Annotated in this window: 13 protein-coding genes and 1 pseudogene; 6 read left to right on the forward strand and 8 right to left on the reverse strand. The window is 42.2% G+C overall.

Features of this window, described 5'->3' with window-relative positions:
- Positions 1 to 163: 163 nt before the first annotated feature.
- A pseudogene (locus tag DP114_RS11095) lies at positions 164 to 328 on the reverse strand (nitrogenase molybdenum-iron protein alpha chain); the annotation flags it as partial.
- A gap of 110 nt (positions 329 to 438) precedes the next feature.
- On the opposite strand from DP114_RS11095, the gene DP114_RS11100 reads away from it, so the two are divergent.
- Positions 439 to 1,857, forward strand: a complete 1,419-nt coding sequence (locus DP114_RS11100; RefSeq protein WP_171976098.1) for a site-specific integrase — start codon at positions 439 to 441, stop codon at positions 1,855 to 1,857.
- A 94-nt stretch (positions 1,858 to 1,951) separates the two neighbouring features.
- On the opposite strand, the gene DP114_RS11105 is transcribed toward DP114_RS11100, so the two are convergent.
- Positions 1,952 to 2,503: an REP-associated tyrosine transposase gene (locus DP114_RS11105; protein ID WP_171976099.1), complete on the reverse strand. Its 552-nt coding sequence runs from the start codon at positions 2,501 to 2,503 to the stop codon at positions 1,952 to 1,954.
- Positions 2,504 to 2,805: 302 nt separating this feature from the next.
- Between DP114_RS11105 and DP114_RS11110 the strand changes: the two genes are divergently transcribed.
- The 5 genes from DP114_RS11110 (at position 2,806) to DP114_RS11130 (ending at position 6,848) form a co-directional block, all read left to right on the forward strand.
- The gene (locus tag DP114_RS11110) at positions 2,806 to 3,969 is read left to right on the forward strand and encodes a PIN domain-containing protein (protein WP_169268711.1); all 1,164 of its coding nucleotides are present in this window, start codon (positions 2,806 to 2,808) and stop codon (positions 3,967 to 3,969) included.
- A 381-nt stretch (positions 3,970 to 4,350) separates the two neighbouring features.
- Complete coding sequence (locus DP114_RS11115; protein WP_169268710.1) at positions 4,351 to 4,929, forward strand: hypothetical protein; 579 nt, start codon at positions 4,351 to 4,353, stop codon at positions 4,927 to 4,929.
- Between the two features lie 126 nt (positions 4,930 to 5,055).
- Positions 5,056 to 5,343 (forward strand): type II toxin-antitoxin system HigB family toxin, encoded by a 288-nt coding sequence (locus DP114_RS11120; protein ID WP_169268709.1) that lies wholly within the window; start codon positions 5,056 to 5,058, stop codon positions 5,341 to 5,343.
- Entirely contained in the window at positions 5,343 to 5,576 is a 234-nt protein-coding gene (locus DP114_RS11125; RefSeq protein WP_171976100.1) for a hypothetical protein, read from the forward strand. The genes DP114_RS11120 and DP114_RS11125 overlap by 1 nt, the downstream gene beginning before the upstream one ends.
- A 396-nt stretch (positions 5,577 to 5,972) precedes the next feature.
- On the forward strand, positions 5,973 to 6,848 hold the full coding sequence (locus DP114_RS11130; RefSeq protein WP_169268707.1) for a toll/interleukin-1 receptor domain-containing protein: 876 nt from the start codon (positions 5,973 to 5,975) through the stop codon (positions 6,846 to 6,848).
- Positions 6,849 to 7,034: 186 nt separating this feature from the next.
- Here the strand turns inward: DP114_RS11130 and nifD are convergent, their stop codons facing one another.
- The 6 genes from nifD to DP114_RS11160 form a co-directional block, all read right to left on the reverse strand.
- Positions 7,035 to 8,501 carry a nitrogenase molybdenum-iron protein alpha chain gene (gene nifD / locus DP114_RS11135; protein ID WP_171976101.1) on the reverse strand — a complete coding sequence of 489 codons (1,467 nt, stop codon included), beginning with the start codon at positions 8,499 to 8,501 and terminating at the stop codon, positions 7,035 to 7,037.
- A 132-nt stretch (positions 8,502 to 8,633) separates the two neighbouring features.
- The gene (gene nifH, locus DP114_RS11140) at positions 8,634 to 9,524 is read right to left on the reverse strand and encodes a nitrogenase iron protein (protein ID WP_169266012.1); all 891 of its coding nucleotides are present in this window, start codon (positions 9,522 to 9,524) and stop codon (positions 8,634 to 8,636) included.
- Between the two features lie 342 nt (positions 9,525 to 9,866).
- Positions 9,867 to 10,223, reverse strand: coding sequence for a group I truncated hemoglobin (locus tag DP114_RS11145; RefSeq protein WP_169266011.1), 357 nt, complete (start codon positions 10,221 to 10,223; stop codon positions 9,867 to 9,869).
- A gap of 211 nt (positions 10,224 to 10,434) precedes the next feature.
- Positions 10,435 to 11,340, reverse strand: coding sequence for a Fe-S cluster assembly protein NifU (gene nifU / locus DP114_RS11150; protein ID WP_171976102.1), 906 nt, complete (start codon positions 11,338 to 11,340; stop codon positions 10,435 to 10,437).
- Positions 11,341 to 11,526: 186 nt separating this feature from the next.
- Positions 11,527 to 12,741, reverse strand: a complete 1,215-nt coding sequence (nifS, locus tag DP114_RS11155; protein ID WP_171976103.1) for a cysteine desulfurase NifS — start codon at positions 12,739 to 12,741, stop codon at positions 11,527 to 11,529.
- A 268-nt stretch (positions 12,742 to 13,009) separates the two neighbouring features.
- Positions 13,010 to 13,351, reverse strand: a complete 342-nt coding sequence (locus tag DP114_RS11160) for a DUF362 domain-containing protein (protein ID WP_169266008.1) — start codon at positions 13,349 to 13,351, stop codon at positions 13,010 to 13,012.
- Positions 13,352 to 13,483 lie beyond the last annotated feature (132 nt).

Below are 13,483 nucleotides of genomic sequence, written 5' to 3' on the forward strand. Positions count from 1 at the left end.
CTATCTCCAAGCGAGCTAGTGGGTTGGTTAATTGTGGTTTAGTTCCCAGGCTGAGCCTGGGAATGCCTAGGCTGAGGCATAGCCTCACGAATCTTGTTTGCTACGGAGGAGGTACAGCCTCCCCGAATGCGTCACCAGGCTTAGCCTGGTAACGAGGTATTCCTTAGGCGACAGCCTTAGCTTCAGCCTTAGCCTCAGCTTTAGCTTTCTTGCTCCAAGGAGCGCCGATTAATCCCCAGGTGGGGCTGTTGAGTGCTAGATCCATGTCGCGAGCAAAGATAGCGAAGCCATCATAACCGTGATAAGGACCGGAGTAATCCTTTTGGTGGTTCAAGAGCTTGAAATAGCCTAATGTTTATAACAAGCAATGTAATAATTAGACATTGTTCGTTGATAACACATTTATTTTTAGGCTAATTTTAGGCTAAAAAGACTGCAATGGAAAAACAGAGTAAAGACAAGTATCAGCAAGCCTTTGAAGATTTGGAGCCAGTTTCATCTACAGATGGAAGTTTCCTTGGCTCCAGTCAGCAAGCCCAGCAGCAAAGAGAGCATATGAGAACAAAAGTACTACAAGAATTAGAGAAAGTTAATCAACGTTTGAAGTCTGCAAAGACAAAAGTGACAATTAGGGAATCAAATGGGAGTTTGCAGTTACGTGCTACATTACCACTTAAACCGGGAGACAAAGACACAAATGGAACTGGGAGAAAGCAATACAATATCAGTTTGAATATTCCCGCTAACTTGGATGGACTCAAGACGGCTGAGGAGGAATCCTACGAATTAGGAAAGTTAATTGCTCGAAAAACCTTTGAATGGAATGAGAAATATTTGGGAAATGAGGCAAATCCAAAAGAATTAAAAACAATAGGAGAATTACTCAAAAACTTTGAAGAAGAATATTTTAAAAATCATAAACGAACAACAAAAAGTGAACATACTTTTTTTTATTATTATTCCCGAACAAAGCGATTTACTAATTCTCAAGATTTAGCAAATTCTGAAAATTTGATAAATTCTATTCAGAAAATCGATAAAGAATGGGCTAGATATAACGCGACAAGAGCTATATCTGCATTTTGCATAACATTCAAAATTGAAATTGATTTATCTAAATATTCCAAAATGCCGGAGAATAATTCCCGGAAGATACCAACCGATGTGGAAATCTCCGCAGGAATTATCAAGTTTGCAGATTACCTGAATAACAGAGGTAATCAAGTTAATCCAGATGTGAAAGATAGTTGGCAACTTTGGCGCTGGACTTATGGAATGTTAGCAGTTTTTGGTTTACGCCCACGGGAGCTTTTTATCAATCCTGATATCGATTGGTGGTTAAGCGAAGAGAATGCAGATATGACATGGAAAGTCCATAAAGATTGTAAAACTGGAGAAAGACAAGCATTACCATTACAGAAACAATGGATTGAGGAGTTTGATTTAAAAAATCCTAAATATTTAGAAATGCTGGCAACAGCAATTAGTAAAAAAGACAAGAATAAACATGCAGAGATAACAGCATTAACCCAACGAGTGAGTTGGTGGTTCCGGAAAATCGGATTGGATTTTAAGCCGTATGATTTACGTCACGCTTGGGCAATTCGAGCGCATATTCTAGGAATACCAATCAAAGCAGCGGCGGATAATTTGGGACATAGTGTGCAAGTTCATACTCAAACTTATCAGCGTTGGTTCTCGCTAGATATGCGGAAGTTGGCGATTAATCAGGCTTTGAGTAAGAGGAATGAAATTGAGTTAATTAAGGAGGAGAATGCCAAGCTGAGGATGGAGAATGAAATGTTGAAGTTGGAGAATGAAATGTTGAAGTTGGAGTTGGTTTATAAGCGGAGTTAAATTCACTCATGAATCAGCTAAAATACATATAGAAGGAAACGCGATCGCTCGATCATGTAAGGTGCCTTGTCGCAACGCGCAACGCACCACAATTTCAAACATCCCAAATATTTGACGAAAGCTGAGCCTCACCACCGCCACCCCAATCTAACGGGTAAATTTTCTGTTGGATAAAACGATGAATACTCGAAAAAGCCCATTGTTGCGGTGATTCACAAAAGTTATGCCGGACAGGATTGTAGTGGATGTAATCGCAATGATTGGCAAAATCAACTTCATCTCGAATCAAATGCTCCCAGAAACGACGTTGCCATAGATTTCCTTCTTTTCGCTTTTCTCGCGAACGGGAAATACCGACATCAAGTCCTAGCTCATGCCCGTAATATTTAGTTACAAAGCGTTTGATCAAAAGCATTCGTATCGATAGATTGCTATCTCCCGCAGGCAGAGTCCATAGGCTGTGAAAGTGATCAGGCAGTAGAACAAAGGCATCAATAGAGAAAGGGTAATTCTGTCGGACATGTTGAAGGGCAGCGCGTAAAGCAGTACGCCCAGCATCAGAGCAAAGCCAGGGTTGTCGTTGGTAGGTAACTTGGGTGATGAAGTAGGTGCCACCAGGAATATTAGATCTGCGGTAGTTCGGCATGGGGGTGAGGGGATGGCATTTTTTTTAGGATGCCCATAATTGATGTGGTGCGTTGCGCTTTGCGACAACGCACCCTACTATCTACCCGAAATTAAGTAATTAAATCGAAACTTTTTGTATAATATCTAAATGTGGGTAAAATAAAAAATTGCAAATAACTGTCCAAATCGGGTAATGAAACGGAAATTTTCCGTCTCATAAATAGTTATGCCGCTGGGTGATAGGTAAAAAGGTATCCTAAAATCATCTATTAGTTTTCAATGTTATGCCTCCTTTGAATTGTCTTAACTTAAGTTACACAGATGGACTTAAATGAACTGAAAAATCTTGTCCGAACAGGGCAGTTTGGGGCTATTACCTTAGATACATCAATTTTTCATGCTCAAGGTTTGAGGTTAGAGTCAGGATTGTTTAAGCAATTAGAACAATTTCGAGATAGTTCTACAAGACTGATTCTTTCCGAAGTGGTCAGGGAAGAGACTTTATCACATCTAATAGAGAAAACAAGAGACGCCCAAAAGGAAATTGAGAAATCCCTGAAACAAGCCAAGGAATATTGGCAGGTTGAGAATCAGAAGATCGAAGACATAAAAGAAATAGTTTTTAGTGGGCGTGAAGCACAGGAAATTGCGTTTGAGCGATTTAATCAGTTTGTAAAGTTTACATCTTTAGAGATAGTTGAGGCTCAAAACTATGTAATGGTTGGGGAGTTAATACAAAAATACTTTAAAGCCAGACCACCATTCTCAGAGACAGGGAAAAAGAAAAACGAATTTCCTGATGCTATTGCTTTAATGTCTTTGGAGACATGGGCTAATGAAAACCAAACAAAAGTTATTGTTGTCACATCTGATAATGATTGGAAAAACTTTTGCAAAAGCTCTGAAAGGCTTATTGCTATTGATGATTTTGCAGGAGCTTTAGGACTATTTCAACTTCCAAATGCCGACGATATTTGTAGAGATTTGTCGGAAAGATATGAGAAGGGTGAACTAGAGGATGTAAAAGAAGCCATCTCTAATGCCTTGGAGGATAAAATGGGCGAGCTTGAAATTTATCCAGAGGCAAGTTCTGCTTACATTTATGAACAAGACTCGACAGAAGTAATCTTTAATGGCTTTGAGTTTAAGTTATTTGAACCTCCCAACCTAATATTTAGACCAGTTAATTTTGATAATGATGGTTTGGTAGTTGAAGCAAAGCTAGGCGTTGATGTCAATATCGAGTGTAGTTTTTCATTTTCCGTATACGACTCTATAGATAAAGACGATGTTCCAATGGGGAGTGGTAGTGCAAATATTCAAACTAATTTAGACGTAGATATCTTAGTTTCATTCATAGGAGATTTGGATAAAATCGGGGCGGAGGTTGAAGTGGATGATGTTGAAATTGAGATCACAGCCCCTGATGTCATTGATTTTGGCGAGATTTCGCCAGATTGGATGGACGAGGACTATGATTACTGAAAAGCGGCACAACAACCTTGTTGCAGCAGGCTGCTGAAAGCCGTTGGTTTGGATGCAACCGAGGCAAAACCTTGGCTAAATAACATTTTCAACTGCAACAAAAATGCACCTTACCCACAATTGCTAAATACGCAGTACGATCGCATCCCTCGCGTAGGGTGCGTTGTCGCAAAGCGCAACGCACCTTACTAGCAATTTGATACGATTAACAAAGTGGGCGATCGCCTACAACCCAACTTACAGCTATTTTCAGGTAAATGAACCACATTTTTTGCCTCACGCAAAGGCGCAAAAGTGCAAATAAGAACGCAATAATGTGGTCTAAATAAGTGAAAACTGCTGTAAGCCGATCGCCCTCATCAGCAAATTTGCAAAAACACTATGGCAAAGCGTAAAAAAAGCAATCTCCAGTGGATTAAAGAAACGCTTGAACTAAAACCCGATCATCGTTGGGAATCTCCATCAGGTTACAAGATTTTTGTAGCAGATCGGGGAGTTGTTCGCTTCAATGTTCCCCAGAATTGGGTTTTTGAGCCACAAGAAAAATCGTTCAAGTTCCTCGATAGAAAACCCCCCAACGATGATTGCTGCCTGGAAGTATCTTTCAATCGCCTACCACCCAATGACTGGAGCCAGTTTCCGTTAAAATCTACCTTGAAGAAAGTCATAGAAGACGATAGTCGTAACGTCATTGAATCGGGAGAAATCTTTACCATCAAGCGCCAAACCGCCAGGATTGTGTGGACAGAAATCAAATTTATCGACACCCAAGCAGAGCCACGCGAAGCTTTTTCGCGGACTTGCATTGGTTTAGGGTCGAATGTTCAGTGCTTGATAACATTCGATTATTGGGCAGATCAAGCAGAGCAGCTAATATCTGTTTGGGATGAAATGATGCGTAGTTTGACACTAGGGCTGTATATCCGTGATCCAATGACTGGTGCAGCTTTCCCAGACTGAACCACAAAATTAAAAAGTCAAAAGATAAAAGTAAAAAGTAAAAAGAGAAATGATTAAAATACAAGATTAGCGATGGAAGCGGAGTGAGATAGATGACAGAATTATTAAGACATCAGGGATTTTCACATGCATGTGATTACTCGTAAACGACTCAATGAATTTGCTAAACTCTATCCAGATACAAAGAACGCTCTGGCTCAATGGTATCAATTGGTGAAGCAAAATCAGTTTGCCTCATTTGTGGAACTCCGTGAAATGTTTCCATCAGCAGATCAAGTCGGTAAATTGACTGTATTTAACATTGGCGGCAACAAAGTTCGACTCATTGCCGCAATTCACTACAACCGCCAAAAAGTCTACATCCGGGCTGTGTTAACGCATTCAGAATATGACGAAGGAAAGTGGAAAGAATAATGCAAAGTTTCAACCTTGATCAAACCATCATTGCTTGGTCGTCCATTGCCGAAAACGTCTTTGTTCCTCACACCGAAGAGGAATATGATCGCTTGGTCGAGATGCTTGATAGCCTTATCGATCAAGTTGGTGAAGATGAAAGCCATCCGCTGGCGTCTCTAATGGAAGTCATTGGTGTCTTAATCGAAAACTATGAAACTGAACAAATTCCTGAGTTAGAGGCGATCTCTTAACTTCATCCAGTATGAATATGCAGTAGCGTGTTGTCGAGCGAAGGCGTTAAGCGTAGCTCTGCCGTAGGCAATCGCTACAACGGTTTACTTCTTGTGCGTCTCACACACAATCCCTAAATCGACAAGATTTAGGCGATGTATACGACGGACTGCGCCAACGCAGTTAAACTTGCTCTAAGAAACTGATACTGTTTCAATTACAGACTCAATTAGGGTAAATATATGGACAATTTCCATCTAATGTCCAAATAGGAATATTAGATGGAAAATTTCTGGATAACCACCCCAAATTAGGTAATTAGACGGAAACTTTTTGTATAGTATTCTAATCTAAGTATGAGACGGAAAATGTCAGTCTAGTAACTAGTTTAGTATCTAAATGGAGTATGCACATAAATGACAGTAAGTGTATTTCTTAGCCACAACAAGGAAGACAAACTTTTTGTCAGGAAACTTGCAAGAGATTTGGACAACCACGGCGTTAAAATTTGGCTTGATGAAGCTGAAATAAAAGTTGGAGAATCTTTAATAGGAAAAATCAGAAGTGGTTTGGATAAAGTAGACTATGTTGCTGTTATTTTATCTCCAAATTCAATTGCTTCGTCTTGGGTACAGCGAGAAGTGGATGTAGCTATGAACCAAGAGATTATGAGGAAAAGAGTTAAAGTTCTTCCGATTATGTATCGGAAATGTGAATTACCGGATTTTTTACTTGGTAAGTTGTATGCTGATTTTACCGAAGAGTCTCGGTATGAAGATGCTTTTGAAAAACTTGTGCGTAGTATTGAGGTTGTGTTTAATAAAAATGCTCTTGAAAGCAGTCTTACTGCTGCTACCTTGGGGCAAGCATTGAACAAAGCTGCGATCATAAATCTTCCTATATTTAGTAAGCCATTTCACAGACCATTCCAATATATAGGTATGAGCATTGCCTCCGCCTCAACTGCTGTGGGGCAAAGACCGAATGAAATCGGCAATATAATTATTGATAATGATGATTGTCATATGCTCCTTGAAGCTGAGGGTAATTTCATCAATTATGTTGAAATTGATCTGAAGAAAACAGCACCTCATTTGCAAACACAAGAGTTTGACTCAGTACCAATACTTGGCTCGCTTAGTATAAATCCGTATGAACTAGAGCTTGTACGAAAGCAGACACACTTCCACACTTATTATGATCATAGAAAAAAGCTAAAAATAAGTGTTTCTTGTTTATATGATGAAGCTCCTTTAACGGTAGGCTTTAGTGCAAAATACTATGGAATGTAAAATGGAGATTTTTTTGAATGTCCATCACTTTATTTAATCTAAAAAAATCTCATTGAAAATAGTTTTTAATTTAACAGTTTTGATGTAAGCAAAATTCAAGCAAATCCTTAAAACCAGACTCGATAAGAGTTATATTGTCTGAAGCATCAAAAAAAGATTGTTCCTAGATAACCCTACAGCTCACATTTAGGCTAAAAATAGATTATTTTTGGTCTTAACGCTAAAAAACCTTTCTTTACCTGACTTTTCTGCGCCATCGCTAAGTCCGGAGTAATCCCAAGAGTGCATTTGACGGAAAGGAAGACCCATCTTTTGGAAGACATACTTCTCTTTCACACCAGAAGCGACGAGGTCGGGCTTGAGTGCTTTGATAAACTCCTCGAACTCGTAAGCAGTAACGTCATCGAAAACGATAGTACCGTTTTCAATGTAGTTGGTGGTACGTTTGTAGTCGTCATTATGAGCAAACTCATAACCTGTACCAATCATTCTCATTCCCAAATCTTGGAAAGCGGGAACAACGTGGCGAGGACGCAAACCACCAACCATCATGGCAACAGTTTTGCCTTCCAAGCCTGGACGATACTTGGCAACGATTTCATCCATCACTGGCTGGTACTTGGCGATGATCTTCTCAGCGTTTTCTTGGATCTTCTCGTCAAACTTGGAAGCGATTTCCCGTAAGGATGCAGCAATCTTGGTAGGACCAAAGAAGTTGTATTCCAACCAGGGTATACCGTAAGCTTCTTCCATGTGACGGCTGATGTAGTTCATCGACCGGTAACAGTGAATCAGGTTCATCTTGACGTTTGGTGTCTGCATCATCTCGTTGATGGTGCCATCACCTGACCACTGGGCGACTACGCGCAAGCCGAGTTCTTCTAACAGGATGCGGCTAGCCCAAGCATCACCACCAATGTTGTAGTCACCGATGATTGCGACATCGTAAGGAGTAGACTCGAATTGCAGCTTGCCTTCTTTTTTTTCTTTGTCAGATCTGGTGAACACCCAGTCACGAACCATGTCGTTCGCAATGTGGTGACCGAGGGATTGAGAAACACCCCGGAAGCCTTCGCAACGCACGGGAACAACAGGCTTGTCAATCTCTTTGGATGATTTTCTGGCGACAGCTTCAATGTCATCCCCAATCAGACCGACAGGACATTCAGATTGAATTGAGACACCACGGTTGAGGGGGAAGAGTACTTCGAGTTCTTCGATTAGTTTTATGAGTTTTTTGTCACCGCCGAAGACGATATCCCGTTCTTGGAAGTCAGAAGTGAAGTGCATGGTGCCAAAGGTGTCAACACCTGTGGTGCCGATGTAGTAGTTACGACGACCAGACCAAGACCAGTAACCGCAACCGACAGGACCGTGGCTGATGTGGATCATGTCCTTAATTGGACCCCAGACCACACCTTTAGAACCAGCGTAAGCACAACCACGAGCGGTCATCACACCAGGAAGAGATTTGACGTTGGACTTAACGCCGCAGTCGGACTTGCCTTCTTCGTATACGTTTATATGCTTTTCCCGCTTTTTCTTAGCTTTGTCGGGGTAAGCGTCTAGAACTTCTTTAACTACTTGTTTTCTTTGTTCTACGAGCGCTTTTGGATCTTGCTCGGAAGATTTTTTGTCATCTGTATATGTCATAGTGTTCCTTGCTGGTGAATTACTGATGAGAAGGAAGGATGAAGAGTGAAGAGTGAAGAGTGAACCATTTATATTTCATTCTTTATTCTTCTGTCTTCAAAGGTGGGCTGCTTGCCCACCCTAGGGCATTGCTTACTTGGCAGTAGCTTCTGCAGGTTTGCCAATGATTTCTGCGTGCTTGCTATCGTCGTCGAGGATACCGAACTCTACGAGTAGGGCTTCTAACTCGTCCATTTCAATAGGTGTAGGAATGGTGAGCTTGGTGTTGTTGATGACCTTCTTAGCTAATGCGCGGTATTCGTTACCTTGGTCGCTGTCAGGTGCGTACTCGTTGACGGTCATCCGACGCAATTCTGCGTGTTGAACGATGTTGTCACGAGGTACAAAGTGGATCATCTGGGTGTTCAACCGTTCCGCCAGGGTTTCGATGAGTTCGATTTCCCGGTCAACTTTACGGCTGTTACAAATCAGACCAGCCAAGCGCACGCCACCAGAGTGAGCATACTTGAGAATACCGCGAGCGATGTTGTTAGCAGCGTACATCGCCATCATTTCACCGGAGGTCACGATGTAGATTTCTTGTGCTTTTCCTTCACGGATAGGCATAGCAAAACCACCGCAGACAACGTCACCCAACACGTCGTAGGAGACGAAGTCTAAGTCTTGGTAAGCACCGTTTTCTTCCAAGAAGTTGATGGCGGTGATAATACCACGACCGGCGCAACCTACACCAGGCTCAGGACCACCAGATTCCACGCACTTAACACCACGGAAGCCGGTGAGCAACACTTCTTCGATTTCTAAATCTTCTACTGCGCCCCGCTCAGCGGCGAGGTGAAGCACGGTGGTTTGGGCTTTGCTGTGCAGCATTAAACGGGTAGAGTCTGCTTTTGGGTCGCAACCCACAATCATGATGCGCTGACCCATTTCTGCCATAGCGGCAAGGGTGTTTTGGGAGGTGGTAGATTTACCGATACCGCCTTTACCGTAGAATGCTATCTGTCTGATTTTATCCTCGGACATGATGAGTTTTCTCCTGCAATTAGATTGCTAATTAATTGGTTGGTTTGGTGGGTCTTTGCTTTTTGTGAGTCACGCCTATTAGAATTACAGCGTTGACTGTGTGTAGAACGAATCAGGTGGCATTGGCACTATGTGCCCGCCGGTGGCGATCGCTCTACCCCTGAAACTATCCAAAGCAAGAACATCATTTATCCTCGTTAAATTTGGTTGGGACTTTCTTTACAAATGCATCCGAATATGCATAAACCTGAAACACCAAGTAAGACTTGACCCTCGCTACTCAAACATTCAAAATTCAGTTCTGTTTTTGAAGGAGCGAATTTTGAATTCGTAGCTTTGACATCACTTGTTCAAAATAGCGTCCTTCAAACTTGAGACGCGAGCAAGTGCAGCGTTTGTGTCCTCTGACGACACTCCACGCTGAGCTAGTGACTCACCAAGGTGCTTTGCAATCGCATCGAAGTGTTGTTGCTGTAGATTCATACCCGTGTGTACTTTTTCCATTTGACGACCCGTGTATTGGTTTGGACCGTCAAAGATCTGAGAGAATAAAGCAGCTTGATGACGACGCTGCTTGTCCAAATCTGTATTAGCGAAAAAGTGATTAAGGGTGTTGTCAGCCATGATGCGTTTGTAGAAATCATCCACTATTTGCTCAATACCCTGTTGTCCACCAAGTTGGTCGAATAATGTGCTCATATCCTTTTCCTTTGAAGCGAGTTGGTTGGATACTGAAATTCGCGCACTTGAGCGCTAAAAACCTTCACTCTTGTTACTCAAAGCTAGTGAATTTAGCTGTCAGTTTTTAGTAGAACTCAAGGGTTGATAAGGAAGACAATGATATGAGTCAAATCCTACTTGGTGTTTCAGGGTAATGCATATTACAGTAGAATTGTAAAGTGCGTAAGTCTTAAAGCAATGATGGCTCAACCGCTTCTACGACAAGGTCTTTGCTCACGCGATCGCGCAATCTAGATTCAATTGCAATCTTTAGTGTTGCTGTGCTAGAAGAACACGAACCACATGCACCTTGGAGCAGAACTTTTACAGAATCACCATCTACGTCGTACAGTTCTACGTCTCCGCCATCGGCTATGAGAACGGGTCTGACTTCTTCATCTAAGACTTTTTGAATCAGTGCAATTTTCTGCACTGGTGTCAGAGGTTTTTCGGCTTGCTGACTAGCCGTATTCTTTTTCAAGGAATTACCTGAAGGGGCAGCAGATTCTTGCCGTACAGATTCTATTATATCATCAATCGTTGCCAAACAAGATCCGCATCCGCCACCTGCTTTGACATAATTTGTGACTTCTTCGGCGGTGGTGAGATTATTTTCTCTAATCACACGCTTAATTTTTGTATCGCTAATGCCAAAACAAGTGCAAACTAGCGCTCCTTCATCATCGTCTTCATGAACTTCGGGAGCAATACCTCGGTAATTATAGATAGCTGCTTCTAGCGCTTCTTGTCCCATCACCGAGCAATGCATCTTTGCTTGTGGTAATCCGCCAAGATAGTCGGCAATCTCTTTGTTAGTTACCTTGAGGGCTTCGTCTAGGGTTGAACCCTGGATTAAATCTACCAAAGCTTCAGAAGATGCGATCGCACTCGTACAGCCAAAGGTTTGATAACGAGCTTCGAGGATTTTTTCAGTTGTTTCCTCAACTTTCAAGTGAAGTCTCAGGGCATCTCCACAAGCAATGCTACCGACTTCTCCAACAGCAATTTTGATTCCAGGTTCTGTAGAGTCTTCTAATTCCCCTTGATTTTTGGGATTGTAGAAGAGATCCATCACTTTATCTGTATAGTCCCACATAGCCGATTTCAGATTTGTTGATTTTGAACATTGGATTGGATTATTGGAAAGTTGGGGGGGGTAGGGAGCTTTCTCTCGAAAAGGCAGGACGCAAGGGAGATAAAGAGTTAATGTCCGGCGGATTCTTCCTCTCCCTCTGGTGGGTTTTCCCTGTTCCTATGCTTCCTGTTTTCTCCCTTCTGTTCCTCATCTGCCTACACCAAGCACTGATTTTTCTTGTTGTTGCAGCCAACCGACATTATCATTCTTGAAGGGTGAGAGGGCACGTAGACGCTCTACAATATCAGGCATAATTGCCAGAACTGCATCAATTTCGGCTTCTGTTGTGTAACGGCAAAGGCTGAAGCGAATGGAACCATGCAAAATGGTGTAGGGTAAGCCCATTGCTCGCAGAACATGAGAGGGTTCCAAAGAGCCAGAACTGCAAGCAGAACCGGATGAAGCACAAATGTTGTGTTTGTTTAGGTGGAGAAGAATTGCTTCACCTTCAATATATTTGAAACCAATGTTGGTGGTGTTTGGTAATCTGTTTGCTGGATCACCATTGACTTCGCAGTTGGGAATTGTGTTGATCAGAGTTTGCTCAAGGCGATCGCGTAACTGCTTCTCTCTGGCTGTCGCTTCTTCAAGATGTAATAATTCTAGTTCAGCTGCTTTGCCTAAAGCAACAACTCCTGGAACATTTTCTGTTCCTGCTCTTCTACCGCGCTGTTGTCCTCCGCCGATAATCATGGGACGGAACCGAACTCCGCGTCGTAGATACAATGCACCAATTCCTTTGGGTGCATGCATTTTATGACCAGATAGAGTGAGCATATCAATGGTGCTCGTCTTCATATTCATGGGAATTTTACCCACAGCTTGCACCGCATCGACATGGAAGAGTGCGCCACTTTCTTTTACGCGCAACCCAATCTGCTCAATTGGGAAAACCGTACCGGTTTCGTTATTGGCATACATAATTGTCACTAGGGCAGTATTGCCTGTCAATGAGGCTTCCAGTTCATTTAAATCCAACTGCCCTTGACGATTCACTGATAGATAGGTGACAGAATAACCTTGAGTTTCCAGCTGTTGGCAGACATTCAGCACTGCTGGGTGTTCGACTTGTGTCGTGATAATGTGTCGCTTTTGGGGTTGTGCCAAAAGCGCTGCACGAATAGCGGCGTTATCTCCCTCAGTTCCTCCACTGGTAAAGATAATTTCTGATTCCTCAGCACCCAACAAAGCAGCCACTTGTTCTCGTGCAAGTCTTACTGCTTTACCAACTTGCCCACCAAAGGTGTGCATACTGGAGGGATTGCCGTAATAATCGCTGAAGTAGGGCAGCATCGCCTCTACAATTGCTGGATCTACCTTGGTGGTGGCGTTATTGTCTAGATATATGCAGTCTTTGTGCATTGCTTCCAATTTAATTTGATTACAACCAAAAATTTCTGAAAATCTGTATAAGATATCCGTTGAACAGTTATCAGTGAACAGTGAAGGAGTCAGGAGGAGGCTGCGCGTTGGACGGGTTTCCCGGCTTGTAGACGCCGGAGGGCTTCCCGCAGGGTAGCGCCTGCCGTTCAGGAGTCAGAAGTCGCAATTCTTTTTTTCTTGCTTCTGAATACTGAATTCAGAATTGCTGAATTCTTCTTCAAACTGATAACTGTTTACTGGTTCAAGCTTAGACTTTTGATGTTTGACGTTTCTGAATTTGCTCAGAAAATTTTTGGGAATATAAGTTAAACCAGTTGTCCCAATATTCTTCTTTTTTTGTTAGTTTTGTTATGAGTTTATTGTAAGTGGTAAACCAAGACTCCCAGTAATCCCCACGTTCTTTGACGCAACCATCGCAGGTGGGACAACCAGCCGCACACTGAGGGACACTGTAAGTCGTATTATCACAGTTTGTGCATAGGTTAGGATCAATCCAGTGACGACCGTCAACTATTTTGACTGCACCAGTGGGACAGGCAGAAAGACATAATTTGCAGGAAATGCACTTGCTGGTAATTTTATAAGTCATGACTATTCCCCTTATTATCTTATAAATTGTGGATTGGGAATTGGGTAGTGAGTACTAAATATTGGGTAATGGGGAGAAGGAAAAGTGAAAAGTTAAAAGTTAAAAATTCCTCAGATTTCTAACTTTTGACTT

This window comes from Brasilonema sennae CENA114 (assembly GCF_006968745.1).
GTDB lineage: Bacteria > Cyanobacteriota > Cyanobacteriia > Cyanobacteriales > Nostocaceae > Brasilonema > Brasilonema sennae.

Excerpts from the sequence above, each read along its gene's own strand:
- DP114_RS11100 (WP_171976098.1), top strand. The coding sequence starts at position 439 with ATGGAAAAACAGAGTAAAGACAAGTATCAGCAAGCCTTTGAAGATTTG.
- DP114_RS11105 (WP_171976099.1), bottom strand. The coding sequence starts at position 2,503 with ATGCCGAACTACCGCAGATCTAATATTCCTGGTGGCACCTACTTCATC.
- DP114_RS11110 (WP_169268711.1), top strand. The coding sequence starts at position 2,806 with ATGGACTTAAATGAACTGAAAAATCTTGTCCGAACAGGGCAGTTTGGG.
- DP114_RS11115 (WP_169268710.1), top strand. The coding sequence starts at position 4,351 with ATGGCAAAGCGTAAAAAAAGCAATCTCCAGTGGATTAAAGAAACGCTT.
- DP114_RS11120 (WP_169268709.1), top strand. The coding sequence starts at position 5,056 with ATGCATGTGATTACTCGTAAACGACTCAATGAATTTGCTAAACTCTAT.
- DP114_RS11125 (WP_171976100.1), top strand. The coding sequence starts at position 5,343 with ATGCAAAGTTTCAACCTTGATCAAACCATCATTGCTTGGTCGTCCATT.
- DP114_RS11130 (WP_169268707.1), top strand. The coding sequence starts at position 5,973 with ATGACAGTAAGTGTATTTCTTAGCCACAACAAGGAAGACAAACTTTTT.
- nifD (WP_171976101.1), bottom strand. The coding sequence starts at position 8,501 with ATGACATATACAGATGACAAAAAATCTTCCGAGCAAGATCCAAAAGCG.
- nifH (WP_169266012.1), bottom strand. The coding sequence starts at position 9,524 with ATGTCCGAGGATAAAATCAGACAGATAGCATTCTACGGTAAAGGCGGT.
- DP114_RS11145 (WP_169266011.1), bottom strand. The coding sequence starts at position 10,223 with ATGAGCACATTATTCGACCAACTTGGTGGACAACAGGGTATTGAGCAA.
- nifU (WP_171976102.1), bottom strand. The coding sequence starts at position 11,340 with ATGTGGGACTATACAGATAAAGTGATGGATCTCTTCTACAATCCCAAA.
- nifS (WP_171976103.1), bottom strand. The coding sequence starts at position 12,741 with ATGCACAAAGACTGCATATATCTAGACAATAACGCCACCACCAAGGTA.
- DP114_RS11160 (WP_169266008.1), bottom strand. The coding sequence starts at position 13,351 with ATGACTTATAAAATTACCAGCAAGTGCATTTCCTGCAAATTATGTCTT.